The organism is Streptosporangium sp. NPDC053982 (assembly GCF_055585205.1).
Window position 1 is genome coordinate 388,808 of record NZ_JBVJKQ010000008.1, and the last position, 23,485, is coordinate 412,292.

Genomic DNA, 23,485 nt, shown 5'->3' on the forward strand with positions numbered 1-23,485 from the left:
GAACCTTGCCATCAGCCCTACGGCCCGGATGAGACCGTGTCAGAATGGCCGGGCCTTTCCCGCCCTCCGATCTGAATGCGTTGGGAAGTGCCAAGATGGTGACCATGAGCGTCAATCGGCGTGACGAGGCCCTGAACGAACTGGCCGAGGCGATCGGGGAAGTGGACGTCCCGGACGCGCCCACGATCGTGCGGGCGTCGCGGACTACGACCCGGCCTTCGATGCCACGCGGATGAGCGCCCTCGGACACATCAACACCGCCCGTTCCGGCATCGACGCCATCAAACGGATGGACAAGAACAACCTCCACCAGTTCGACATGTTCCTTCTGCTGGCACTCGGCGGCGAGCGGATGATCAGGAACAGCTGATTCCGGTCCTCGCTTCTCCCGGATGCCACACGCCCCGAACCCGGGCCCGTCTTCGGGAACCGTCTGGCGGTGTGTCCGCCCTACTGCCATCCGCTCATAGGTGACGTGGTGGTTCCGACGTGGCCGGGGAAGTCGGCGGCTTCTCACGTCCGCGCGAGCCCATCGGCAGGCAGGTGATCGGCGCGGAGCGGTTGCCCATCGATGACCGGCGAAGCTCGGTGTAAAAAATTCTGTACATGGGGTCAAAGATCGGTTACCTTCGAGATGTCAAAGATTCTGTACATCGGAAGGTGTCGATCATGACTCACGTGGAGAAGCGCGCCTGGATCAGGCTGGTCGTCGCCGTGCTCGGCTACACGGCGTACGTCGTGGCCGTCCTCAGAGGGGCGGGCGGAGAGCCGTTACCGGACGTGCCGTACACCGCCGCCCTGCTGTGGACGGTCGGCGGGGCCATCGTCGTCTCGATCGTGGCCGAGATCGGGATGGCGATCGTCAACCCGAGGGCCTCGCGCGTCGTCGACGTCCGCGACAGGCAGATCGGGCGGCTCGGCGAGTACACCGGCCAGGCGTTCGTGGTCATCGGCGCGCTCGCGGCGATGCTCATGTCCATGGCCGGATGGGACCACTTCTGGATCGCGAACGCGGTCTACCTCTGCTTCGTGCTGTCGGCGGTCCTCGGCGGAATCACGAAGATCGTCGTCTATCGCAGGAGCCTTCCCGAATGGTGAAGCCGACACACGTGACCAACCGCATCCGCGCGCTGCGGTTCGCCCACGACGAGATGACCCAGGCCGAGCTGGCCGAACGCATCGGTGTGACCAGGCAGACCGTCATCGCCATCGAACAGGGCCGGTACTCGCCCTCGCTGGAGATGGCCTTCCGGATCGCCCGGGTGTTCGGCACCCCGCTCGACGACGTGTTCCAGTACTCGGACCCCCCGGAAGGAACGTCATGAAAGCCATCGTCCAGGACGTGTACGGCCCGCCGGACGTGCTCCGCCTACGCGACATCGACCGCCCCGGCATCGGTGACGAGGAGGTGCTCGTCGAGGTCCGTGCCGCCGCGGTGGACCCCGGCGTGTGGGTCCTCATGACCGGCCGGCCGTACCTCGCGCGTGTCATGGGCTTCGGGCTGCGCAGGCCCAAGGTCGCGGTCCGGGGCCGTGACGTGGCCGGGGTGGTGGCGGCCGTCGGCGCCCGCGTGACCCGGTTCCAGCCGGGCCAGGAGGTGTACGGCGCCTGCGAGAGCGGTTCGTACGCCGAGTACGCGAGCGCGCGGCAGGACAGGCTCGCGCCGAAGCCGGCCGGTCTCACCTTCGAGCAGGCCGCCGCGGTGCCGGTCTCCGGCATGACGGCGTTGCAGGCCGTACGGCACTCCGCCGGCGTACGGCCGGGGCAGCGGGTGCTGGTGATCGGCGCGTCCGGAGGCGTGGGGTCGTTCGCCGTGCAGATCGCCAGGGCCTCCGGCGCGAGCGTCACCGGCGTGTGCGGGCCGGCGAACGCCGGGCTCGTCCGGTCGCTCGGGGCCGGCGACGTCATCGACCACACCCGGGAGGAGATCGACCGGGACGGGCCGTGCCACGACGTCGTCGTCGACACCGCCGGGAACCGGCCGCTGTCCCTGCTGCGCCGCGCTCTGACGCCGAAGGGGACGCTGGTCATCGTCGGCGGCGGGCACGTCGCGTACCGCTTCACCGGGGGCATGGGACGCACGTTCCGGGCGCCGCTTTTGTCAGTGTTCACCGGGCAGCGGCTGCTCCCGCTCATCTCCAGGGAGCGCGCCGAGCTCCTGGAGGAGCTGACCGGGCTCATCGAGTCCGGCGCCGTCACCCCGGCGATCGACAGCGTCCATCCCCTCGCCGCCGTGCCCGACGCGATCCGCCACCTCATCGCGGGGCACCCGGGCGGCAAGGTCGTCGTCACCGTGACCGGAACGGCCTGAGGTGAAGGGCCCCGGAGCCGTCGTCCCCCACGTCGCCCCCTCACCCGGTACCGCCGTACCAGGTGAGGGGCGGTCGTTCGTACGGTGTCCCGGAGGGTCCGGCAGGCGGTCAGGTGAGGGCGGGGGCCTCGGTGAGGGCGACGCGGACGGCCGACGGGTCGCCGCCGCCGAGCGGGGCGGCGAACACCGCCGTCCGCCGGCCGGCCCCGTAGACCACGAAGCGCAGGCCGTCCTCGTCCCAGGTGTCCTGGACGTCCGAGGTGAGCAGGGCGGACGCCGAGCAGTAGGCGGGACTGAGGTACAGCAGGCGCAGCGTGACCTCCAGCGGGACCTCCCCGGGCGGGGGCGGGGCGAGCGGCCCGCTCAGCCGTACCCGCAGCCGGCGCAGGGGGGTGAGCCAGTGGCGGTCCAGCTCCGCCGAGAGCCCCAGCAGGGCGACGGCCTCGGCCAGGCCGAGCGCCACGAGCGAGGAGTCCATCGGGTACGGTCCCGCCCCGATCGCCACGAGGCTCATGGCGAGCAGAAGCCCGGCCCGGACGAATCCGCGCCGGTCGACGGGCCGCGAGTGCGCGCCCAGGCAGCCGCACGACGAGGTGGGCGCCGCCCGGCGCGCGTAGACGAGGTAGCCGAGGAACCCCGTGGAGAGCACGGCGGCGGCCACGCCCTCCACGGGGGACGCGGGCGGCAGCAGCAGCGCCGCCGCCACCGCGAGCTCCAGCACCCCGACGAGCCGGAGCGCGGGGACCGCCCGCGCCGGGCCGACCAGCCTGGCCAGAGCGGTCCGCCCGGCCTGTGCCCGCGTCCGCCGGTCGAGCAGTTTCAGCAGGGCGGCCCAGAGGAGGAAGAGGCTGATCACGTACGGCTGCAGCGCGGCGATCCCTTGCATCTGTCGCTCCTAGTGGGCGGAGAAGACGGTGGCGATGTCGACCTCGTTGGTGTCGGGCCGCCAGGCGCCCATGACCTGCACGTGCTGGCCCACGCGCAGCAGCGACAGGTCGCCGGAGGGCGGCGCGTCGGAGTAGATCGCCACGGACCTGCCCGGCACGCGGTGACAGAGGACCTGCTGACCTTTGTGGTCGAGGTGGATCCGCTCGGCGGTGATGTTCCTGACGTGTCCCTTGATGTTGACGATGTTGAGCCACACCGCCTCGGCCGCCAGCACGCCGTCGGGCATGCGGACCCCGCGGGCGTAGAGACCGTCGCCGGGTTTCGCCTGGTCGAAGGTGGTGGGGCCCAGCTTCCACAGGCTCGTGCCGTCCACGATCCTGATGCGGTGGAACACCATGTTCGACCCCAGGACGAGGAGGGTGTCCTCCTTGACGGAGCGGATGCGGCCCTCGGCGAAGTTCGGGTCGGGCGCGCCGGGCTCGACGTCGGGGGCGGCGGCGCCGAACGCCGCCTCCGGCCCGAGCGACCCCAGCGCGGTCGCGGCGACGACGCCGGCCCCGCCGCCGAGGAGGGCGGACTTGAGCAGTTGCCTTCTGCTGGTCATCGTCGTCCTCCTAGGGGGTCGAGATCTCGCACGGCCGCAGGCCGGTGGACAGGCTGGCGATCCGGCTGTAGGCGGCCGGGGTCAGGTCGATCAGGCGGTTGCTCGCGCAGGTCGAGCCGCAGCAGCTCCGCTCGCCGCAGAACAGGTCCGTCTGCGGGCCGCAGTCGGCGATGGAGGTGATGACGCTGCCGCCGCCGCACAGCGAGGTGATCCGGTGCTGGAAGCCGCAGGTCCTGCGGCTCAGTGACACCCCGCAGCTGTCGGGCCGGGTGATCGACCAGCAGGCGTCGGAGGTGTTGGGCCAGGCGTGCTGCAGGCTTCCGGAGTTGCAGGTGCCGCAGGCCCCTTTGCCGGTGCCGCTGCACGGCCCCCAGGCCGTGCCGCAGCAGAACCAGGAGACCTCTCCCTGCACGGCGGCGAGGAGGTCGATGGGCGGGTCGGTGGGCTGGGTGCGCGTCATGCGCTTCCTCCTGGGGGGTGGGAGGCGGGGGTGGGGGTGGTGTGAGAGGTGAGGCGGGCGCCGAGGGATCCGGGATGGGACGGGTGCCGATGGATCCGATCAGGCGGCGCGGTAGCACGAAATTTCCTGACTTTTCACATGAAAAGCATGTAACTAAATTTCGTCAATCCCTCATCTGACGGCATCCGCCGACGCTCCGTCCCCAATGGCCGATCGCCTCTTGTCGGAGGTATCCCCGTCTGTCACAGTCGGCAGAAGATCCACTACCCCGGCCGGCGTGCGTGGAAGGCGGAACGCGGTGATCGAGCTGACGTCCGGTGACCTGGAGGAAGTGCTGACCCTGGTCACGGGGCAGCAGGAGGAGACGCCCGGCGAGATCCTCCACGTCGCCCGCCGCGAGCAGCCGTCCCTGGTGGCGACGCTGCTGAGCGTCTGGGAGCGGGAGGGGCGAGACCTCGGGCCGGGACTCTCGCACGAGCTGCGGCAGCAGCGGGCGCGGACGGACTTCTACCGCGGCCTGCAGGCGGGTCTCGGCCGGGCGTGGCCGGAGGCGGTGCCGCTCAAGGGCCTGGAGGTCGCCGACCGCTACCCGGACGCGCTGGTGCGCTACATGAACGACCTGGACTACTGGTTCCCCCGGCGGGACCGGCTCTGGGAGGCCGCGGGCACGCTGCTCGCGGACGGCTGGTCGATGCACACGGCGACCTTCATGCGGGCCGGCGGAGAGCTGCAGTTCCTGCTCAGCCTGCGCAGGCTCCCGGAGGACCCGTACGCGCTGCCGTACGGCATCGAGCTGAGCACCACGCCGCTGGTCGGCGACCGGATCGGCGTGCCGGTCCGTACGGCGCTGCCCGCCCTCTGCGCCGACCCCGTGGTCAAGAACCTGGTCGCGCTGCTCTTCGAGCGGTTCGAGCAGCCGTACCGGGCCCGCGACCTCGTCGACGCGGCCGTGCTGCTGACCGGGGCGTCGCGGCGGCTGCTGGCGTCCTGCGCGCTCGCGGTCCACGAGCTGGCGCTGTGGCCCGAGTACGCGGAGCTGGCGGCCCTGCTGGAGGAGAGCCCGTTCACGGTGCCGCGCCTGCCGGGGGACGAACGGGTACTGGTCCGGGCCAGCCGCATGTGGCGGCGGGCGACCGCGGTGGGCGGACTGCGGCGGCCGTTCGGCCTGGCGGTGACCGCGCTGCAGAACGGCATGGTCGGCGGCTCCGCGGGCATGCTCGGCAGACGGGCCTGGGACGCCGTGTCGCGCCGGATGAGCCCGCGCGCCGCGCTCGACGCGGGGCTTCCGCTCTTCGCCCTGCCCGTGGAGGGCGACCACCGCGCGGAGCGGGTCACGCTGGCCGAGCGCGGCGGGGCGCTGTGGGCGTACACGCCGGTGGGCGGGTTCGTCCTGGTCCACGGCGACGAGATAGACGAGGAGCTGCTGGCGGGGGAGAAGGCCGCGGGCGGCATGCGTGAGGAGGCACACGGATGACCGAGCCGATCCGCGCCGAACTGCCGGGCGGAGTGCCCGCCTGGATCCTGCACCGGCCGGGGGCGGGCGTGACGACCGTCACGCTGTGGACGCTGACCGGGTCCAGATACGAGGACGAGGACCTGTCGGGCGGCACCCACCTGCTGGAGCACGTCCTGATGCAGGCGCCGCTGCCCGGCGGGGGCCGCCCGGTGGACCTGCTGGAGGCGCTCGGCGGCGAGGCCAACGCGGTCACCAGCCGGGACCACCTCGTGCTGTACGCCCGCGTGCCCACCTCCGAGACGCTCGCCGCGCTGGACGTGCTGTCCCGCGCGCTGACCGGGCCGGTCATCACCGCCGAGGTGCTGGAGGCCGAGCGCAGGGTGGTCCAGGAGGAGCTGCGCCTGGCCGCGTCCGACCCCGCCGACGTGGTCCACGACCTGTTCTTCGACGTCGCCTTCCCCGGCGGCGCCCTGGGCCGCCCGGTCGGCGGGACGGCCGGGAGCGTCGGCCGGATGGGGCTGGAGGCGCTGCGCGCCCACCATGCCCGGTGGGTGCGCGCGGGGACGGTGGCCGCGGTGATCTGCGGGGGAGCCGATCCCGGGGCGCTGCTGCGGGCGCTGGAGAGCGGGCCGCTCGCCGCGCTGCCGCCCGCGGGGCCGCTCCCCGAGCCGGAACGGCCGCGCTTCGGCGGCGGCGGGCGGCGGACGCTCGCGCTCAACAGCGACTCGGCGGGCGTGGTCCTCGGCGGGCGCGCGGTGCCGTACGGTGACCGGCTGCTGCCCGCCTGGCAGGTCCTCATGGACCTGGTCGCGGACGCCAGCTCGGCGCTGCTCACCGAGGAGATCAGGAACCGGCGCGGTCTGTCGTACGACATGTGGGGGTTCGCCAACGCCTACCGCGACGCGGGGGTGTGGCGGGCCTTCGTCTCCACGGCCCCCGAGAACGTCGGCGAGGTGGTGGACACGGCCGTGGCGCTGCTGGAGGAGCGGGTGGGGCCCGGCTGGACGGAGGAGGAGGCGGCGCTGGCCGCCCGCCGTACGGCCGGGCTGTTCCGGCTGGAGGCCGAGGAGTCGCTGGAGGAGGCGCTGCTGTACGGCCGGTACGGGCTGCTCGGCGGCGACCCGCACTGGACGCTCGACGGGCAGGTCGCCGCGATCCGCGCGGTGACCTCGGACGACGTGCTCGCCGCGCTGCGGACGGCGACGGATCCCCTCGTCATCGCCATCGCCGGTATTGACTAATACGGATTTATCCCTAAAAACTCGTTTATCAAGGATCGGTCCGGCGGGGCATTTCCTGTCCTGTTCGGCGGTGATCCATGGCCGAAAAGGAGGATAGGGATGGACCGGAGAGCAAAACTCCTTCGCCGCCCCAAGACCGTCAAGCCGAAGAGGAAGTGACCGTGGACCGAGGGCGCAAGCTTCTCCGCAGGCCAAGGGCCGTCGCGCCGGGCACGTCGAAGAAGAGGTGACCATGGACCGCAGGTGCAATCTGCTCCGCCGTCCCAGGGTCTCCACATCCCGGAAGAGGTGACCGATGGACCGCAGACACCATCTGCTCCGCCGCCCCAGGACGGCGAAACCCAAGAAGGGCTGACGATGGACCGCAGGCACCAGTTGCTCCGCCGTCCCAGGACGGCGAAACCCAGGAAGGGCTGACCGATGGACCGTAACCGCGTGACGGCTCGCAGGCCGCGCGTCGTGAAGAAGGCCAAGGCCTGAGTCAGGCCGGAAACCGGGATCGGATCACACGCTGAGGCCGGCGACGGCCGGAGCCGGCCGGGAACCGCGACCGGCAGGAACGACACCCGCCGGGAACGGACACCGGCCGGGAGACCGAGGAGGCCGGAACGGTGAGTGATCGGTGACCGCGATCGAGTGGCAAAGGACCGTCCTGTTCCTCCTACCGCCCGACGCGCTCGAACGTCACCTGTGCGGCCCCGTCCTCGACATGCTGGAGGAGAACGGGTTCTCGCCGGTCCGGTACGACGTCCTGTGGCACCGGCCTCCCAACCAGGACGCCTTTCAGGAACGCAACATCACTTCCGTCTGGAAGGCCTACTTCTACCGGCAGGTCGACCTGGTGTTCGACCTCGGACCCACCCTCGCCCTGCTGGTAGAGGACAGGCGCGCGGACGCCGCGCCCGGCACGAGCCACACCCGGCTGCGCGCGCTCAAGGGCGCGAGCGACCCCGCCGAGGCCGCCCCCGGCACCATCCGCCGCGACCTGCGCGGCATCAACGTCATGCTCGACATCGTGCACAGCTCCGACAGCCCCGAGGACTCCCGGCATGAGGCGGAGGTGTTCTTCGGCCCCGGCCTCGGCAGGCCGCTCGACGGCCCGGAGGAACTGCGAGACCTGGTGGCGCTGCTGGAGGCGGGCATCCCCAGGGAGACCAGGGAGTACGACGACGTGCTCACCGGGCTGCGCGCCAAGGTGGTCGCCGCCGTCTGGAACGAGCTCACCCCCGAGGGGCGCGAGGCGGCGCCCGGCCTGACCCGGCTGACCCGCCTCGGCGCGGGGGCCGAGCTGGCCGCGCTGCTGCCGGGCGGGACCGCCCACCCGCTGGCCGAGCTGCTCTCCTGCGAGTTCCTGCCGGACCATCCGAAGACCGACCTCAAGCGGGCGGCGGCACGGATGGCGGTGTACGGCCTCACCCTCGACCGGTGGGAGAACGCGGTACTGCAGACCTCCATGATCTTCCCCCCGCTGCGGCGGGACTGACCCGCCCTCCGCGTCCCGTACGGCCGCCTCTCCGCGCCCCGGACGGCCGGCCGCCGTGACACTCGCCCCGCCCGGCCTCGTCCGGTCCCGCCCGGTCTCGTCCGGCCGGGCGGAACCGGGAGACTCAGGGGGACAGCAGGGACGTCGTGCGGGCGCTCCACGCCACGGCGGGGGCCAGCGCCGGATCCAGCGGCAGCACCCACCCGGACAGCTCCACCGCCTCGCAGCCCCGCGCCGTCTTCGCCCGCCAGCTCCCCTGGCCGTAGTGCAGACGCCGTACGCCCGCCGGGTAGGCGAGCCGGGCGGGCTCGTAGAAGACCGTCGCGAAGTAGGTGTGCCGGGCCGCGGCGGAGGCGTAGTCCATGCCGGTGCTCACGCAGTACCGGACGCCCGCGTGCTCGACGAACAGGCCGTAGCCGAGCAGGACCCCGGCGCGCTCGGCGCGCAGCAGCAGCGCCCCGCCCGCGCACAGGTCCCGGAGCCGTCCGGCCGTCTTCGCCCGGTCCGGCGGGCGGCCGTTGTACTTCGCCGAGTGGCCGCACTTGAGCTCCACGACGTCCGCGCCGGGCTCCGTCACCCGTTCCGCGCGCACCTCCACCCCCGCCTCACGGAGCAGGCGCAGCTCGCGGCGGGCCTCGCCGCGCCGCTTGCGGGGCAGGGCCCCGAGGTAGTCCTCGAACCCGTCGCCGGGCAGCCGCAGCTCGCAGGAGTACGCCAGGGGGACCTCGGTGAACCCCCGGGCGGCCAGGACCCGCCCGAGCGGCGCGGTGTCCGGCGGGGGGTAGAGGAACGCGACGGCCCGCAGCCCCCGGTCCGCCGCCCAGTCCGTGACTGCCGCCACCAGGGTGTCCAGGGCCTCGTGGTCGCGGGCCAGCGGCCCGAGCGGGTGACACTCGTAGCCCGGCAGCATCACCACCAGGTGCGGGAACCAGTCGTCCCGAGGGGGCGCGGGCTCAGGGGGGCCCGCGGCCCGCGCCGCCCGCGCGGCGGCGCTGAGCGGCAGCTCGGCCGGGTCGCCGGCGAGGATGTACGGCAGGTCGAAGACCTCGCCCCGGCCGGGACGGTCCACGCCGGTCACGACCGTGCCGTAGAGGGCGAGCACCGCCGCACCCGCCGCACCCGCCGCACCCGGCATGGCCGGATGCGCCGCGCCCGGCACGACCGCGCCCGCCGTACCCGGTGCGGCCGGCACGGTCGCGCCCGCCTCGCGCAGCACGAAGGTGTACGCGGCGCCGGGCACCCGGCCGCGCATCGCCGTGAGCCACCGTTCGGTGGCGAACATCGGCCCGTCCGCCGCCAGAGCCGGCCACTCCGGCGGGCGGCCGGGCACCGCCTCGAAGGCGAAGGCGCTCATCCGGCGGGGAGCAGGCAGGCGTCGAGGGGGATCGGGGTGAGGCCGTGCCTGAGCTTGAACACGTGGTTGCCCCGGCCGCCCTCCAGGGTCGTCAGCCCCTCGCGCAGCGCCTGCCCGACCGAGAGGGGGTAGAGCAGCGGGTAGGGGCTGTAGTTGCCGCCGACCTCGTAGTCCACCCCGCAGGCCCAGGCGTGGAAGCGGCTCTCGTCGCGCAGGCAGACGGCCGCGCCGACCAGCCGCCCGCGCTCGCGGACCTCGATGACGTGCGCGGCGTCGCCGAGTTCGGTGAGGAACCCGGCGAAGACCTCCCGCGGGTAGTAGGACCCCGTACCGTGCCGGGCGGCGGTGCGCGCGCACAGCTCGCCGATCTCGGCGAGGTCCGCCTCCGCCAGGGGAATGGACGCGCTGCGCGCCCCGGCGTCCTCGGCCCGGCGGCCGTTGCGCCGCATGTTGGCCCGTCCCCGGGGATTGGCGCTCGCGATGTAGCCGTCCACGTCGGCGAAGGGGCGCAGGTCGACGCGGAACCGGTCCTCGATGTGCCGGGCCGGGAAGCCCAGGGAGACCAGGCCGTCGCCCAGCTCCGACCCGCGCGGCACGTTGACGAAGCCGTACCAGGCCGCCCCCCGCTCGGCGGCCAGCTCCCGCATGGCCGCGGTGACCGCCTCCAGGTTCGGCTCCCCGGGCACCCAGGCGTCGTAGCAGTGCCACACGTGGCTGAGCAGACCGGTCTCGTCCCCCGACAGCGGGTATCGGACGCGGAGCTGGCCGAGCGGGTCGAGCCCGCGCAGCAGCGTGACCGGGAGCACCGTGACGGCACGTCCGCCGGCCCGCACGACGAAATAGAAAAACGCCTCGATCGGGATAAGGGGAAACCGCTCGTAGGCGCGCAGATAACGGGACCGGTAGAAAACCGGCGCTCCCGACCTCGATACAACCTCATCCCATTCGGCGGTGTCAACGGTCTCTATGGACGTGCTGATATCGACGGTTAAGGAAGCACTCATGGCACACCTAGCCTCGGAAACCGGCGCGGGTCGGGGGAGATGAGACGCTTGACGACAATGTCGTATATGGCGCAATACTAAGCGGATACTGCTCTCCGTAGCGAGGGAGAAAGCCGTGGTTCACGTCGTCTTCCACAACAAAGTCGGTGGGTCCGAAAATCTCGCGGCCGCTCCCGGCCAGCCGTTGACGGCGGTCCTCGCCGCGCACGGCATCCCGCTCAACGCCGTCCTGACGACCCGCAACGGGCAGATCGTCCCCGAGCAGACGACGATCGTCGGGGAGGACGACCTCATCGAGGTCCGCCAGGTGCGCCACTACGACCTCGACGTCACCCGCAGGCCCGCCCGCACGGTCTACGGCACGCCCGACCCGGTCTACGTCAAGTCGGTCCTGTTCGACACCCTGGGCCGCCTGGAGCAGCGCGTCGAGCAGTTCGACGCCGAGGGGTTCGTCCGCTACGTGGAGGAGACCTTCGTCCAGAGCGTGCTGCGCGGCGAGGTGCTGCGGCAGGGCGACTCCGTGGTGATCGGGCTGTCCGGCGGCAGGGACAGCGTGGCCTTCCTCAAGCTGCTGGAACGCACCCGGGACCGCCTGCCCGCCTTCACGATGACCTCCGTGACCATCACCGGGCTGCCCGACTGGGAGGAGCCCGCCACGTTCGCCGCGGCCCGTGCCTCGGCCGAGGGGCTCGGCATCGACCAGGTCATCGTGGACGCCACCGACATCGAACGGGTCTTCAAGCTGCGCAGGCCGTTCGTCGAGGCGATGAACAGCGTGGTCGCGGGCGACGCGAACCACCTGACGATGGTCGTCGGCCACCAGGTGCTCCGCCGCATGCTGGAGGACCACGCCCAGCGGATCGGCGCGGGCACCGTCGCCTTCGGGTTCAACGCCGACGACCTCGTCGCCAGCATGGTCACCTGGATGACGAGCGGCTACCGGATGGGCGGCATCCCCGTCCGGGAGATCGGCGGGATGCGCTACATCTTCCCGCTCTACCGGATCCCCAAGAAGGAGCTCACCCTCTACCTGGAGCTCGTCGCCCCGGAGCTGAACCGTCAGGGCACGCCGGGCCGGTTCACCACCGGGCCGCAGGAGAGGTCGATGGCCTACGCGATGGCCGACCACCTCTACGACCTGTGGCCGGGCATCGACTACTACCTGTTCGAGGCCTTCGCGAACATGCAGCGGTACATGTTCCCGCTGGTGGAGGACAAGTGCCGGGTGTGCGAGGGCGTGTACGTCATGCAGGAGGGCGTCCCCGGCAATCCGGCCGGCCTGTGCGACGTGTGCGACTTCTTCGCGCGCCGGGAGTTCGCGTGACGGGCCTCCTCGCACCTGGACCTCGCCGTCCGGGGGTTCGCGTGCCGGGGGCTCGCGCGGTGAGGGCTCGTGCGGTGGGGGTTCGCGTGCCGGGCCGGTTCGTGTCCAGGGTCCGTCCGACGGGCCGGTCCGCGTGACGGGCTGGTACGCCGACTACTTCACCGCCGACTACTGGAGCTTCGCCCGCCACGAGTACACCGCCGAGCGTACGGCGGGCGAGGTCGCCTACCTGGCCGGGATCCTCCGGAAACACGCCCCCGGGCGGCGGGTGCTCGACCTGGGCTGCGGCGTCGGCAGGCACGCCGTCCCCCTGGCCCGGCACGGCTTCGAGGTGGTCGGCGTCGACGTCTGCGCCTGGGCGCTCGACCGGGCCGCCGAGGCGGCCGGCCGGGCGGGCGTCCGGATCGGGCTCCTCCACGCCGACCTGCTGGCCGCCCCGGACCTCCCGGAGGCGGACGCGGCGATCTGCGTGCAGTCGTTCGGCTGGGGCTCCGACGCCGAGCAGCGCGCGTTGCTGGCCCGGGTGCGCGAGCGCCTCGCGGCCGGGGGCGTGCTGATCCTGGACCACTCCAACGTCTCGGCCATCCTGAGCCGCTACGAGCCCGCCGCGCGGTTCGAGGCCGAGGGGGAGGTCTTCGACTTCCTGCGCTCCTACGACCCGGTGAGCGGGCGCAGCCGCGGCGAACTGCGCGTCACCCGCCGCGCCGGGTCCGGCGGGCCCGTGTCGGGGCCCGTGCCCGTGCCCGAGTCCGAATCCGGCTCCGGCTCCGGTTCGGATTCCGGTCCGGGCCCCGACTCCGGTTCGGGTTCCGGAGAGACGGTCACCGTGCTCCGCGACGACGTGCGGCTCTACCAGCCGAGTGAGGTGACCGCCCTGCTCCGGGAGACCGGCTACGACGTCGTGCGCGCCGACGCGGACTTCACCGCCGGCTCCCCGGTACGGCCCGGCACCCGGTACGTCCAGTTCGTCGCCGTGGCGCCCGCGCGCCCCGAGCTCGCGGTGCTCGACCACGCGCGCTCGGAGCCGTCCGCCGGTCAGGTGGACCTGCGCTGGGCGCCCGACGAGGTGGAGTACGTGCGCGAGGCCGTCGACCGGGCCTGGGCGCGGGTGGCCGCGGAGCCGGGCGGGCTCGCTGAGACCGCGCGGCGCTACGCGCTGGGCGATCCGTACGGAGGCGTCCGCGCGGCCCCCGTGCTCGGCCGGCACTTCGGCGCGGACCTGCCAGCCGACCGGGTCGTGACCGGGGCCGGGACGACCGGGCTGCTCAACGCGCTGAGCGCGCTCGTCGCGCCGGGCACGCCGCTGTTGTGCACGCCGTACGCCCATCCCGACCTGCCCGCGTGGGCGGCGCGGCGGGGTGCGGCCCTCCACGTGTTCGATCCGGCGGACGGCGAGGCCCCGGAGCTGGTGGCGCGGCTCCGGCCCTCGATGGTGCTCGTCGAGCGGCCCGGGGTGCGCGGCGACCTGCTGCCGCCCGGCCGCGTCCTGGAGCTGGCCGAGGCGGTGAGCGGGGCCGGCGGCCTGCTGGTGGTCGACGAGGCGTGCGCGGCGTACGCGGGTCCGGAGGTGAGCGCGGTGCCGCTCACGAGGCGGGCCCGTGGCCTCGTCGTGCTGCGCAGCGTGTCCAAAGGGTACTGCTGCGGCGGCCTGCGCGCCGGGTTCGCCGTCGCCTCCGCCGGCGCCGCCGGAGCCCTGCGCGCGGTGGCCCCGCCGCTGGCCGTTTCACCGCTGTCGCTGGAGGTCGCCCTGTGGCTGCTGGAGCAGGGCGACGTCCTCGGCCCGCTGCGCGCCGCCGTGGCGGAGGCCAAGCCGGAGCTCGTCGCGGCCCTGCGCGACCTGGGCCGGGAGGCCGACCCCGGGCACCCGGCGCTGCCGTGGGTGACGGTCGAGGGTGACGCCCCGCCGGGTGTTCTCGGCAGGCCGCTGCGCCACCGCGCCGGAGGTCCCGCGCTGACGAGGATCAGCGTGCCGCTCTCGGCCGCCCGCAGGCGCGCGCTGCGCGAGGCGGTGGCCGCCGCGGGCGGCGGCGAGCGGACCGGCCGGACGGCGGTGGGCGGATGACGGGGCCGGGCGGAGACGGGTGGACGGGGACGGCGGCGGGCGGGAGGACCGGATGACGGGGCCGGGCGCGGCGGCGGACGTCAGCGGGACCACCGGGCTGGTGCACGCCCGGTTCGACGTCGGGGCGGCCGAGAGGGACGTCGCCGAGCTGTGCCGGTTCGACCGCTACCAGGCGTCCGACGGGATCATGGCGGCCGCCGCGTACGTCGCCGGACGCGCGGAACGGGCGGGGCTCTCCGACGTGCGGCTGCTGGAGTTCCCCGCCGACGGCGGCAGGCACTGGTGGACCTTCCGCGCCCCCGCCTCGTGGACGCCCGTCCACGCCGAGCTGGCCGGTGTGACCGCCTACCCGGACCGGCCGTTCGCGCTCGCGGCGTACTCGGCGTCCACCGGTCCCGGCGGGGTCGAGGCACCCGTCGTCCGGCTCGGCGCGGGACCGGACGACCCGGAACGGCTGCGCGGCGCGATCGTCGTCCACGACGACCCGGACCTGCCGCTGCCCGCGGCCCTGGACCTCGCCGTCCGGTACGGCGCGCTCGGCCTGGCGACCGACCGCGTCTCCGGCCCCGGCCGGACCGGCCGGATCGAGCTGCGCGCGGGCGGTCCGCTCCTCGCCTTCAGCCTCACCTCCGGACAGCTCGCGGACCTGGCGCGGCGTGACCGCGTGCGCGTCACGGTGCGGGCCCACGGCGCGGCGCCCATGCCCGTGGTCACCGCGCTGCTGCCCGGGGAGCCCCGGGGGGCCGGAGACCCCGCGGCGGAGGAGGTGCTGCTGTCGGCGCACCTGTGCCACCCCCGGCCCAGCGCCAACGACAACGCCTCGGGGGTCGCCGCCCTCCTCGGTGCGGCGGCCGTCCTGGCGGGCCTCCGGCGCGGACGCCGGGCCGTCCGCTTCGTGTGGGGCCCGGAGTTCACCGGCATGGCCGCCTACCTGCACGATGTCGCGCCCGCTCCGCCGGTGGCGGCGGTGAACGTGGACATGGCGGGCCAGGACCAGCGGCTGTGCGGCGGCCCGCTCATCGTCGAGCGCAGTCCCGACCACCTGCCGGGCTTCGTCAACGCGCTGGCCGAGCATGTCGTCGGCGAGATACCGCAGGCCGGACGCTCCTACTCGGGCACGGTGGCCTGCGACACCTGGGCCTGGCGGGCGACGCCGTTCGTCGGCGCCTCCGACCACAGCCTGCTGGTGGACCGGTCGGTCGGCTGCCCCACCGTCACGCTCGGCCACTGGCCGGACCGGTTCAACCACAGCTCCGCCGACACCCTCGACAAGGTGGACTTCCAGGAGTTGCGGCGTACCGCGACGATCGCCGGAGCCTGTGCCGCGGTGCTGGCCGACGCGGGCGAGGAGACCCGGGGTGAGCTGGAGCGGATCGCGATCCGCTGGGCCGCGGCGCGGCTGCTGGAGTGTCTGCCCTCGCCCGGCGAGCCCCCGGCGGACCGGACGACCGCCCTGACGACCGGCCGTGCGGCGGACCGAACGGCGAACCCTGCGATGGACCGGACGGTGGACGGGGCGGTGGGACGGACGGCGGACCGGACGGTGGACGGGACGCGCGGGCTGCTGAGGCACCGTACGACGGTGGCGCTCGGCGCGCTCGACGGGGTGGACCGGCTGTGCGGCCGGCCGGGCGACCCGGAACGGCACCGGTGGGTCGAGGGTCTGTCGGCGCACGTCGCCGGACTGCTTCCCGGCACCCGTCCGGAGCCCGCACCCGCGGAGCCCGCGGGGCCGCCGCTGCGCCGTACCTGGGAGGGGCCCTTCAACCTGCGCGGACTGGCCGAGACCGCGAGTCCCGCCGGGCGGAGCTGGATCGACGGGCGGCTGGCCGCGGACCGCTCCGGCGCGTACGCGCTGATGCTGGCGCTGGCGCACGGCATCGACGGCGCGCGGGACCGCGGGGAGCTGGCCCGGTACGCCGGGTACGCCGCCGGACTGCCCGTCGGGACGGACTTCGCTGACGGGTTCCTGTCCGTCCTCGTCGAGGCGGGCTGGGCAGAGGAGACGACCAACGCCGAAAGGGGCGCCGATGCGCAGGCTCCTGCGTGACCGACAGTTCGTCCTGCTCTTCTTCGGCCAGGCGGTCAACATGTTCGGCGACCGCGCCCTGCTGATCGTCCTCGCCATCTTCGTGAAGGACCTGACCGGGTCGGACTCGATGGCCGGCGTCGTCCTGGTGCTGCTGTCGCTGCCCTCCTTCATCGCCCCGCTCACCGGGCTGCTGGTGGACCGGTTCCCCCGGCGCGCGACGATGATCGTCAACGATCTGGTCGCGGCCGTGCTGGTGCTGTCGCTGCTGCTGGTGCGGCACCCGGGCGACCTGTGGATCGTCTTCGTCGTCACCTTCGGCTACGGCGTCTCCAACCAGGTGTTCAACGCGGCCAGGGGCGGGCTGGTCCACTCGATGCTCCCGTCCGAACTGCTCGGCGACGCCAACGGCCTGTTCGGCTCCTTCAGCCAGGGGCTGCGGATCGTCGGGCCGCTGCTGGGCGCCGCGCTCTTCACCGCGATGGGCCTGAGCGCGGTGGCGGTGCTGGACGCGGGCACCTTCCTGGTGTCGGTGCTGGTGCTCCTGGCGCTGCGGCGCGCACCCGACCTGACGCGCTCCGGCGAACGCGGGCGCGAGGGCGGACGTGAGCCGGGCCGCCTGACGCGTGATCTCACCGCCGGCATCCGGCACATCCTGCGCGACGCGGAGCTGCGCTCGGGCGTCGTCGCGCTCGGCCTGGCGCTGGGCGCGGCGGGGCTCATCAACTCCGCCATGTTCGCCGCGGTGGACCAGGGCCTGGACCGGCCGCCCGCGTTCATCGGGGTGATCGCCGCGTTCGAGGGCGGCGGGGCCATCGTCGGCGGCCTGATCACCGGGACCCTCATCCGGAGGTACGGCGAGCAGCGCACGGCGGCCGTCGGCTTCGCCTCCAGCGCGTTCGGCCTGCTGCTGGTGATCCCGACGAGCGTGGTGAGCGTGTGCGTGAGCGGCGTCTTCGTCGGGCTGTCCATCCCGATGTTCATGGTCGCGACCACCACGCTCGTGCAGCGCCGCACCGGGGCCGGGCTGCAGGGCCGGGCGCTGACCGCGATGGACGCGCTGATCGACCTGCCGTTCGTGGCGTCGATGGCGGTGGGGGCGTTCGCCATCCGGTTCGTGGAGTTCCGGTTCGTCTACGCCTTCAGCGCGGTGGCGTTCGCGGCGGTGGCGGCGTACGTGCTGCTGTCGCGCCGCGGGTCCCCGGTGGCCGCGGGTGAGCCGGAGCGGGCCGAGGCCGGGTGAGCCGGAGTGGGCCGGAGTGGGCTGGAGAGGGCCGAGGCCGGGTGAGCGGCTGTCTGGGACGCCGGGCGGGAGGTCCGCCGGGACGGCGCGCGGGCGCGGGCGCATTCGTCAATGACCGGCGGGCCGTTCGATTTCCCCGTTGACAGGTAAGTCGTCCCATTTTACGTTCATTCACATAATCTCAGGGGAAATCGTCAAATCCCCATCAGGAGGTCCAGCGTGATGCCCGAGATCCTGCAGCAGACGACGACCGAAACCCCGGTTATGCTCACGCCTGAACTCGTGGAGACAATGCTCTCCGAGCGCCAGGCCGTACAGGTCATGAAATTCCGCACGACCTGCACGGACTGCGTGCCGAATTACTGATGATCGGAAGACCCGGGACGCCCGCCGCGAGAAACCCGTCCGGCCTTGCCGGATGACGCGGACCTGACGGGCGGACACGCCGGCGTCCCGGGGGTCGGCGTCACACCCCACCCCCGGGAGTCGTTGCGCGCGGTGCCGGACCGGATCCTGGCGGCGCTGGAACGGGCCGAGCGCGGGGTCGTCGTCCTGGCGGTGGACGGCCTGGCCTGGCGGGCGGCCCGCGCGGCCTGGCCCGCGGCCGGTCTCACCCGCCTCACCTCGACGTTCCCCAGCACCTCGGCGACCGCCTGGATGACCTCGGTCACCGGCCTCCCGGCCTCCGGGCACCTGGCGATCGGGGCCGCCTGCCGCTCACCCGCCGACGGCTCCCTCATGAACGTGATCACCGGTGAGACGCTCGCGCGAGCCGTACCGGATCGGCCGGGCGGCGCCCCGCCCGGCGGCGGCCTCTCCGGCGGTCCCCCACGCGGTGCCCGTCCGGACGGCGGCCCCCAGGGCGGCGCCTCTTCCGGCGGCGGCCCGCCGGGCGACGACCCCCGTGACGGCCCGCCCGGCGGTGACCTCATCGCGGCGCGGACGACCGTGTTCGAGCGCGCGGCCGCGATTCCCGGAACCGTCGCCGTCGCCGCCGGACGCGAGATCGACACGCTCGGGAGCCCCTGGTCCGCCGCGCTGCTGCGGGGAGCGGCCCGGTTCCCGGCGTTCCGGAACGCCGGAGAGGTCCCGGCGGCGCGGCGGAGCGAACTCGCCGCCCAGGCGCTCGACCCGGAGAGCCTGGTGGCGGCCGTGGCCCGCGACGTTGAGGCCGCGTTCGCCGCGCACGCCGCGGACGGCCGGCGGCTGCTGCTGTGGATCTACGTCAACCTGGACGACCACGTCCACCGGCACGGTTACGACCCCCATGCCATGCGCGCCGTCGCCGGACTGGAGCGCCACGCGCTGGCCTGGGCCGCGAGGGGGTGGCACGTGATCGCGCACTCCGACCACGGTCAGGTGCCCGTCGTCCCCGACCCGGCCCTGGAGGCCGCGTGGGCCGAGGTGGACGTCCCGGAGCTGTGCGCGCTGCCGGGCGGGGGCGCGGGACGGGTGCGCTGGCTCCACCCGCGTCCGGGACGGGCGGACGAGGCGGCGGAACGGCTCGCCGCCGCTCTCGGCGGGCACGCGCTCGTGCTGGCCGCCGACGAGCTGCCCGGCATGGGCCTGCTGGAGCTGACCCCGGCCGTCCGGGAGCGGATCGGGGAGGTGGTGGCCGTCGCGGCCTCGCCCCGCTTCCCCCTCCCGGTGCGCGGCCCGCGTTTCGAGCACGGGGCGCTGACCGAGGACGAGATGCTCGTGCCGCTGGCCGTCTGGTCAGCGGGCTGAGCCGTACTCCTCGTCCAGCAGACCGAGGGTCTCGCGCAGCCAGCGGATCTCCGTACGGCTGGTCGCGGTGGCGATCGTGAACAGGCCCCGCCGGAAGGGGGCGTCGAAGTCGGCGGCGCGCAGCGGACGGTCGCCGTCCCAGAAGAAGCTGGCGGGCTGGGTGAGGAAGTCCAGCCGGCGGCGCAGGACCGCGGCCTGCCGCGCGGGGTCGCCGAGGTGGCGCAGGAAGGCCAGGACGGTGAACCAGCGGTTCTCGTCGGTGACGAACTGCTCGTCGGGCTCGCCCAGCCGGCGCAGCAGCTCCCGGCGCCCGGCCTGGGTGAGGCTCAGCATGTGCCGGGGAGCGGCGAGGGCGCCGGGCCGCAGCTCGCGGGCGAGCAGCCCGGCGCGCTCCAGGCGCTTGATGGCCGGGTAGAGCGTTCCGTCGGCGATCGGCCGCACGTGCCCGGTCAGCGCGGCGGTGCGCTTGCGTGCGGGTGAGGGACGACGGGAGCCGGATCCGCTGGGTGGAACTGCCGGGCGTGGAACCGGCCAGGGTGTTCGTGCACGGCCTCGGCACGTCGTCGGCGCCGTACTTCACCCCGGCTGCGACCCACCCGGCGCTCGCGGGCCACCGGACCCTGATGATCGACATGCTCGGGTTCGGCATCAGCGACCGGCCCGCCGACTTCGGCTACACCCTGGAGGGGCACGCCGACATGCTCGCCGCCGCGCTGACCGGCGCCGGCGTCGGCGCCGCCGAGGTCGTGGCGCACAGCATGGGCGGCGCGGTGGCGACGGCGCTGGCCGTACGGCATCCGCACCTGGTCTCGGCGCTCGTCCTGGTCGACGCCAACCTCGACCCGGTCGATCCCGCGCCGTGGCCGGGCAGCTCGGGGATCGCCACCTACGCCGAGGAGGACTTCCTGCGGTACGGCTGGGCGGAGACCATGGAGCGGGTCGGCCCGCACTGGGCGGCCACCATGCGCCTGGCGGGTCCCGAGGCGCTGCACCGCAGCGCGGTCCACCTGGTCCGGTGCGCCGTGCCGTACGGCGGAGCCACCCGCAGCGTCCGCGAGCTGCTGCCGGAGCTGACGATCCCGCGCACCTTCATCCACCCCGAGGCGGACGGCGCGCCGGTCGGCGCCGCCGGACTGGTCGCGGCCGGGGTGGACGTCGTGGCGGTCCCGGACTGCGGGCACAACGTCATGCTCGACAACGTCGACGGCTTCGCCCGCGCCGTCGCGGCGGCACTGCGGCGGCCCCGGGGTGCGGGTCCGGGGGTGTGAGGGGCCGGCAGTCGCGGTCGGCGGCCCGGCGGGAACGGCCCGAGGGGTGAACCCGGAGGTGTCCCGGACGTGTCCCGGGACGCGGATCCGGGGGCGTGCGGGTCAGGCGTCCCGGGCGGCGGGCCGCCAGCGGTAGCGGGCGTCGGGGAGGTTCTCCTCGTTGCCCTCGCCGTCGCCCAGCTCCACCAGGGCGAAGCCGTGCCGCTCGTAGAAGCGGCGGGCGCCGGCGTTCTCCTGGAACACGTGCAGGTCGAGCCCGTCCGGCCGCCGCTCCTTGGCCAGCGCGAGCAACGCGGCGCCGAAACCCCGGCCCTGGGCCTCCGGCGCGACGTACAGGTGCTCCAGCCACCCGTCGCCGAGCGCCGCGAAGGCCGCGACCTCGCCGTCCGGCCCGGTCACCCAGACCTCGTCGTCCCGGAGCACGACGTGGGCGATCCAGCGCCGGGTCTCCTCCTCGGTGTGCAGGTCCGGCAGGTAGGTCATCTCCGCGCGAGCGGCCAGGAAGACCTCGGCGATCCGCCCGGCGTCCCCGGGCAGGGCCCGGCGCGGGCCCGCGGTCTGTCGCATCCGCCCACGGTGGCACACCCGCGCGATGGCGGGCCACCGGATATCACCGACGGCCCGCCCTGCCGCCGGAGGGGTCCGGAGCGGGCGACGGGATCCCGAGTCGCTAGTGCTGTGACCGGAAACGATCACCGGGTTGTTGCAGGCATGAGCGCCTTTGGAGAGGCTCTTCCGCGTCTTCGGAGATCGGGCGCTGTCCGTCAACACCAGTGATGGGAGTAGATGACGATCACGGTGGGGCCGGGGGATGAATTCAGCGGTAGCCGCTCAGACCGTCCGCCAGTTGTTCTTCGTCGCCGTCCCGGTGCGCGGATAGAGCCTGCTGCAGGGCGAAGGTTGTGCGAATGATGGCGATGCGGGTGGCCATCGTGCTGTCCAACCAGCCGCCCAGCGTCAGTACCCGATTCAAGAAATGCGTGCCGTAGCCGGCCTCAACGGCCGCAAGATCCTCGGCGGGATCACCAATCGTGACCTCATCCCAATCGATCACCCCGCCGAGCACGGGCAGTCCGTCCTGGCACTCCCATAGGACATTCTCGGCACCGAGATCACCGTGGACCACCGCATCGGTGATGTGGGGAAGGCTGTCGAGCGCCGCGAGCTCTCGCTCAGCTCGTTGACGCCCGCCATCGGACATGAGCCCGAACAACTCGGTGCGGACGTAGGCTGCGAACTGCCGCCACCGATCTTGTGGTGCCGGCAGGGCCGCTCGCACCTTCTCCTCAGTGCCGACTCTGGCCAGTTCGGTAAGTAGCGCGACGTACTGCGCGGCCGCGGCCTCGGCCACCTTGGCATCTTCGAGTGCATCGGCCTCCAACGGGGCTCCGGGAACGCGGCTGAGGACGAGGAACTGCGGCTGGTCTGTGCCGTGAGTGCTGCTCTCTAGCAGTGGCTGAGGCGTGCGGAAGCCGAGATCGAATCCGGCGAGCAGGCGCAAGACAGCGGCCCTGTGCGGCAGCCGGGTGGCCGCGGCTTCGGTGCGAGGCAGGCACACGACACGGTCTGCGCCGATCACTACCTGGTGGAATTGTCCTTGGCGGACGGCGAGATCCTCCGGTCTGACGGCCGGCAGTAGTCGGCTCAACAGAGCGTGATTCGTCTGCAGGATCTGCATGAGGTGCGAACTGTCCTTTCCTTCAGAGCGCCGGGGGTACCGGGCGGGTGGTCACGCGGCGGGTGCCAGCGGTCGGCCGCCCCAGCAGATGCCTTTCTCGCTGCGGATGCGGGCGCGTTCGCGGCGTTGCGCGGCCAGCACGTCGGGATGACGGAGGTGAGCGTTGCGCCAGCGCAGGTAGGCGTGCAGTGCGCGGGTCTGCACGGTGTGGTTGGGATGGTCGGAGTTGGACAGGGTGAACTGGCGCAAGGGCCCGAAGTGCGCCTCGATCGGATTGGCCCAGGAAGCATACGTCGGGGTGAACAGCAACTCGACCTTGTTCTTCTTCGCCCAGGCGAGGCTGCGGGCGTTCTTGTGCGCCGACAGGTTGTCCAGGATCACGTAGATCGGGGCGCCGTCCGGGCGGGCCGCCCGGATCGAGCGCAACGCGGCCCAGGTGTGATCGATGCCCTTGCGTCGATGGTTGATGCCCCACAGCAGATCGTCGCCGACGGAGTAGCAGCCGTGGAAGTACCTCACGCCGTGGGTGCGGTGGTAGGTGGCCGGCAGCCGGTCCGGCTGGCCCTGCGGCGCCCAGCCCGTCCCGGCGGTCGGACGAATGCCCAGGGGACCGAACTCGTCGAAGGCGAAGGTGCGCTCGGGCCGCTGCGTCAGGGCGTACTCGATGCGTTCCAGCTTGGCCTCGAAGTCCGGGTCGGGCGATTCTTTCCGGTCTTGGTGCGCTGGAAGGTGATCCCGCGCCGGGCCAGCAGGGTGCGTAACGCTTCCCGGCCGATGGCGATGCTGCGGTCGGGCAGGCGGCGCAGGTAGTCGAGGAGCTTGCGGATGGACCAGCGGGTGAAGGGCTGGCCGAGCTCGGCAGGTCGGGTAGTGGCCGTCGCCGCGACGAAGTCTTCGTCGTCAGGACTCAGCAGGCGGGGACGGCCTCCCGCCCACTGAGGGTCCAGGCAGGCCAGCCCGATCTCGTTGAAACGATGAATCACATCGCGCACGGTGTCCTCATCGGCGGTCACCAGGCGCGCGATGACCGGCACGGTATTGCCACCGGCCGAGGCCAGCAGGATCATCGCCCGCCGATGGCGCACCGTGCTCATCGTGCCTCGCCGCACGATGCGCTGCAGCTTCTGCCCTTCTTGATCCGTGAGCCTGCGGACCTTGACCGGTTGCGTCACCCTGCCTCCCGAGCACTGATCGAACACGATCAAAGCGGCACGGGCGCCCTACGCGCCAACCCGATGATCGTTTCCGGTCACAGCACTAGTAGTGCTTTGTTAGGTCAGGCTGTTGTGGCTGGTCGGGTCGTCCGGGTGATGGTTCGATGCGGGCGTGACCCCCGAACAGCTCGTTCATAT

The 23,485-nt window shown here is 73.1% G+C and carries 23 protein-coding genes and 1 pseudogene; 15 read left to right on the forward strand and 9 right to left on the reverse strand.

What is annotated here, in order from left to right; genetic code table 11:
* The first annotated feature begins 104 nt into the window (after positions 1-104).
* From ACZ6W9_RS17115 to ACZ6W9_RS17135, 5 genes are all read left to right on the forward strand, one after another.
* Positions 105-236 (forward strand): hypothetical protein, encoded by a 132-nt coding sequence (locus ACZ6W9_RS17115; protein WP_389970128.1) that lies wholly within the window; start codon positions 105-107, stop codon positions 234-236.
* On the forward strand, positions 233-370 hold the full coding sequence (locus ACZ6W9_RS17120) for a hypothetical protein (protein ID WP_389970130.1): 138 nt from the start codon (positions 233-235) through the stop codon (positions 368-370). Before ACZ6W9_RS17115 ends, ACZ6W9_RS17120 begins: the two co-directional genes overlap by 4 nt.
* A 299-nt stretch (positions 371-669) precedes the next feature.
* A complete protein-coding gene (locus tag ACZ6W9_RS17125) occupies positions 670-1,098 on the forward strand; it encodes a hypothetical protein (protein ID WP_389970133.1) in 429 nt (142 codons plus the stop codon).
* Positions 1,092-1,325: a helix-turn-helix transcriptional regulator gene (locus ACZ6W9_RS17130; RefSeq protein WP_389970136.1), complete on the forward strand. Its 234-nt coding sequence runs from the start codon at positions 1,092-1,094 to the stop codon at positions 1,323-1,325. The genes ACZ6W9_RS17125 and ACZ6W9_RS17130 overlap by 7 nt, the downstream gene beginning before the upstream one ends.
* Complete coding sequence (locus ACZ6W9_RS17135) at positions 1,322-2,311, forward strand: NAD(P)-dependent alcohol dehydrogenase (RefSeq protein ID WP_470118550.1); 990 nt, start codon at positions 1,322-1,324, stop codon at positions 2,309-2,311. The genes ACZ6W9_RS17130 and ACZ6W9_RS17135 overlap by 4 nt, the downstream gene beginning before the upstream one ends.
* Positions 2,312-2,420: 109 nt before the next feature.
* Here ACZ6W9_RS17135 and ACZ6W9_RS17140 read toward each other — a convergent pair whose 3' ends face one another.
* Genes ACZ6W9_RS17140 through ACZ6W9_RS17150 form a run of 3 tightly spaced genes read right to left on the reverse strand, consistent with a single transcriptional unit; the run spans position 2,421 to position 4,263 of the window.
* The gene (locus tag ACZ6W9_RS17140; RefSeq protein WP_470118552.1) at positions 2,421-3,197 is read right to left on the reverse strand and encodes a MauE/DoxX family redox-associated membrane protein; all 777 of its coding nucleotides are present in this window, start codon (positions 3,195-3,197) and stop codon (positions 2,421-2,423) included.
* 9 nt (positions 3,198-3,206) lie between these two features.
* Positions 3,207-3,803 carry a cell wall protein gene (locus tag ACZ6W9_RS17145; protein ID WP_389970145.1) on the reverse strand — a complete coding sequence of 199 codons (597 nt, stop codon included), beginning with the start codon at positions 3,801-3,803 and terminating at the stop codon, positions 3,207-3,209.
* A 10-nt stretch (positions 3,804-3,813) separates the two neighbouring features.
* Positions 3,814-4,263: an RlpA-like double-psi beta-barrel domain-containing protein gene (locus ACZ6W9_RS17150; RefSeq protein ID WP_362929913.1), complete on the reverse strand. Its 450-nt coding sequence runs from the start codon at positions 4,261-4,263 to the stop codon at positions 3,814-3,816.
* A 298-nt stretch (positions 4,264-4,561) separates the two neighbouring features.
* On the opposite strand from ACZ6W9_RS17150, the gene ACZ6W9_RS17155 reads away from it, so the two are divergent.
* The 3 genes from ACZ6W9_RS17155 to ACZ6W9_RS17165 all read left to right on the forward strand — a co-directional run bounded on the left by ACZ6W9_RS17155 (position 4,562) and on the right by ACZ6W9_RS17165 (position 8,443).
* A complete protein-coding gene (locus ACZ6W9_RS17155; RefSeq protein ID WP_389970148.1) occupies positions 4,562-5,737 on the forward strand; it encodes a hypothetical protein in 1,176 nt (391 codons plus the stop codon).
* On the forward strand, positions 5,734-6,960 hold the full coding sequence (locus ACZ6W9_RS17160) for a M16 family metallopeptidase (RefSeq protein ID WP_470118555.1): 1,227 nt from the start codon (positions 5,734-5,736) through the stop codon (positions 6,958-6,960). Before ACZ6W9_RS17155 ends, ACZ6W9_RS17160 begins: the two co-directional genes overlap by 4 nt.
* 622 nt (positions 6,961-7,582) lie before the next feature.
* Positions 7,583-8,443, forward strand: a complete 861-nt coding sequence (locus ACZ6W9_RS17165) for a nucleoside-diphosphate kinase (protein ID WP_389970154.1) — start codon at positions 7,583-7,585, stop codon at positions 8,441-8,443.
* A gap of 124 nt (positions 8,444-8,567) precedes the next feature.
* Here ACZ6W9_RS17165 and ACZ6W9_RS17170 read toward each other — a convergent pair whose 3' ends face one another.
* Together ACZ6W9_RS17170 and ACZ6W9_RS17175 are read right to left on the reverse strand one after the other, a co-directional pair.
* On the reverse strand, positions 8,568-9,797 hold the full coding sequence (locus tag ACZ6W9_RS17170) for a GNAT family N-acetyltransferase (protein ID WP_470118557.1): 1,230 nt from the start codon (positions 9,795-9,797) through the stop codon (positions 8,568-8,570).
* Positions 9,794-10,630 (reverse strand): GNAT family N-acetyltransferase, encoded by an 837-nt coding sequence (locus tag ACZ6W9_RS17175; protein WP_389970160.1) that lies wholly within the window; start codon positions 10,628-10,630, stop codon positions 9,794-9,796. Before ACZ6W9_RS17175 ends, ACZ6W9_RS17170 begins: the two co-directional genes overlap by 4 nt.
* Positions 10,631-10,916: 286 nt before the next feature.
* Here ACZ6W9_RS17175 and ACZ6W9_RS17180 point away from each other — a divergent pair, with 286 nt between their 5' ends.
* The 6 genes from ACZ6W9_RS17180 (at position 10,917) to ACZ6W9_RS17205 (ending at position 19,187) form a co-directional block, all read left to right on the forward strand.
* Entirely contained in the window at positions 10,917-12,125 is a 1,209-nt protein-coding gene (locus ACZ6W9_RS17180; RefSeq protein WP_389970163.1) for a tRNA lysidine(34) synthetase, read from the forward strand.
* Between the two features lie 133 nt (positions 12,126-12,258).
* Positions 12,259-14,187 carry an aminotransferase class I/II-fold pyridoxal phosphate-dependent enzyme gene (locus tag ACZ6W9_RS17185; RefSeq protein ID WP_470118560.1) on the forward strand — a complete coding sequence of 643 codons (1,929 nt, stop codon included), beginning with the start codon at positions 12,259-12,261 and terminating at the stop codon, positions 14,185-14,187.
* 52 nt (positions 14,188-14,239) lie between these two features.
* Positions 14,240-16,237: a DUF4910 domain-containing protein gene (locus tag ACZ6W9_RS17190; protein WP_470118562.1), complete on the forward strand. Its 1,998-nt coding sequence runs from the start codon at positions 14,240-14,242 to the stop codon at positions 16,235-16,237.
* Positions 16,218-17,459 (forward strand): MFS transporter, encoded by a 1,242-nt coding sequence (locus ACZ6W9_RS17195; RefSeq protein WP_389970172.1) that lies wholly within the window; start codon positions 16,218-16,220, stop codon positions 17,457-17,459. Before ACZ6W9_RS17190 ends, ACZ6W9_RS17195 begins: the two co-directional genes overlap by 20 nt.
* A 219-nt stretch (positions 17,460-17,678) precedes the next feature.
* Complete coding sequence (locus ACZ6W9_RS17200) at positions 17,679-17,825, forward strand: hypothetical protein (RefSeq protein WP_189247281.1); 147 nt, start codon at positions 17,679-17,681, stop codon at positions 17,823-17,825.
* 45 nt (positions 17,826-17,870) lie between these two features.
* Positions 17,871-19,187, forward strand: coding sequence for a hypothetical protein (locus ACZ6W9_RS17205; RefSeq protein ID WP_389970175.1), 1,317 nt, complete (start codon positions 17,871-17,873; stop codon positions 19,185-19,187).
* Here ACZ6W9_RS17205 and ACZ6W9_RS17210 read toward each other — a convergent pair.
* Positions 19,176-19,640 carry a PadR family transcriptional regulator gene (locus ACZ6W9_RS17210; RefSeq protein WP_470118573.1) on the reverse strand — a complete coding sequence of 155 codons (465 nt, stop codon included), beginning with the start codon at positions 19,638-19,640 and terminating at the stop codon, positions 19,176-19,178. The genes ACZ6W9_RS17205 and ACZ6W9_RS17210 overlap by 12 nt on opposite strands.
* A gap of 17 nt (positions 19,641-19,657) precedes the next feature.
* On the opposite strand from ACZ6W9_RS17210, the gene ACZ6W9_RS17215 reads away from it, so the two are divergent.
* Positions 19,658-20,455 carry an alpha/beta fold hydrolase gene (locus ACZ6W9_RS17215; protein ID WP_470118565.1) on the forward strand — a complete coding sequence of 266 codons (798 nt, stop codon included), beginning with the start codon at positions 19,658-19,660 and terminating at the stop codon, positions 20,453-20,455.
* A gap of 102 nt (positions 20,456-20,557) precedes the next feature.
* On the opposite strand, the gene ACZ6W9_RS17220 is transcribed toward ACZ6W9_RS17215, so the two are convergent.
* From ACZ6W9_RS17220 to ACZ6W9_RS17230, 3 genes and pseudogenes are all read right to left on the reverse strand, one after another.
* Entirely contained in the window at positions 20,558-21,022 is a 465-nt protein-coding gene (locus tag ACZ6W9_RS17220; protein WP_389970181.1) for a GNAT family N-acetyltransferase, read from the reverse strand.
* 250 nt (positions 21,023-21,272) lie between these two features.
* On the reverse strand, positions 21,273-22,133 hold the full coding sequence (gene vph, locus ACZ6W9_RS17225) for a viomycin phosphotransferase (RefSeq protein ID WP_470118567.1): 861 nt from the start codon (positions 22,131-22,133) through the stop codon (positions 21,273-21,275).
* Between the two features lie 51 nt (positions 22,134-22,184).
* Positions 22,185-23,305, reverse strand: a pseudogene (locus tag ACZ6W9_RS17230) (IS630 family transposase).
* Positions 23,306-23,485 lie beyond the last annotated feature (180 nt).

Excerpts from the sequence above, each read along its gene's own strand:
- ACZ6W9_RS17115 (WP_389970128.1), top strand. The coding sequence starts at position 105 with ATGAGCGTCAATCGGCGTGACGAGGCCCTGAACGAACTGGCCGAGGCG.
- ACZ6W9_RS17120 (WP_389970130.1), top strand. The coding sequence starts at position 233 with ATGAGCGCCCTCGGACACATCAACACCGCCCGTTCCGGCATCGACGCC.
- ACZ6W9_RS17125 (WP_389970133.1), top strand. The coding sequence starts at position 670 with ATGACTCACGTGGAGAAGCGCGCCTGGATCAGGCTGGTCGTCGCCGTG.
- ACZ6W9_RS17130 (WP_389970136.1), top strand. The coding sequence starts at position 1,092 with ATGGTGAAGCCGACACACGTGACCAACCGCATCCGCGCGCTGCGGTTC.
- ACZ6W9_RS17135 (WP_470118550.1), top strand. The coding sequence starts at position 1,322 with ATGAAAGCCATCGTCCAGGACGTGTACGGCCCGCCGGACGTGCTCCGC.
- ACZ6W9_RS17140 (WP_470118552.1), bottom strand. The coding sequence starts at position 3,197 with ATGCAAGGGATCGCCGCGCTGCAGCCGTACGTGATCAGCCTCTTCCTC.
- ACZ6W9_RS17145 (WP_389970145.1), bottom strand. The coding sequence starts at position 3,803 with ATGACCAGCAGAAGGCAACTGCTCAAGTCCGCCCTCCTCGGCGGCGGG.
- ACZ6W9_RS17150 (WP_362929913.1), bottom strand. The coding sequence starts at position 4,263 with ATGACGCGCACCCAGCCCACCGACCCGCCCATCGACCTCCTCGCCGCC.
- ACZ6W9_RS17160 (WP_470118555.1), top strand. The coding sequence starts at position 5,734 with ATGACCGAGCCGATCCGCGCCGAACTGCCGGGCGGAGTGCCCGCCTGG.
- ACZ6W9_RS17170 (WP_470118557.1), bottom strand. The coding sequence starts at position 9,797 with ATGAGCGCCTTCGCCTTCGAGGCGGTGCCCGGCCGCCCGCCGGAGTGG.
- ACZ6W9_RS17190 (WP_470118562.1), top strand. The coding sequence starts at position 14,240 with ATGACGGGGCCGGGCGCGGCGGCGGACGTCAGCGGGACCACCGGGCTG.
- ACZ6W9_RS17195 (WP_389970172.1), top strand. The coding sequence starts at position 16,218 with ATGCGCAGGCTCCTGCGTGACCGACAGTTCGTCCTGCTCTTCTTCGGC.
- ACZ6W9_RS17220 (WP_389970181.1), bottom strand. The coding sequence starts at position 21,022 with ATGCGACAGACCGCGGGCCCGCGCCGGGCCCTGCCCGGGGACGCCGGG.
- vph (WP_470118567.1), bottom strand. The coding sequence starts at position 22,133 with ATGCAGATCCTGCAGACGAATCACGCTCTGTTGAGCCGACTACTGCCG.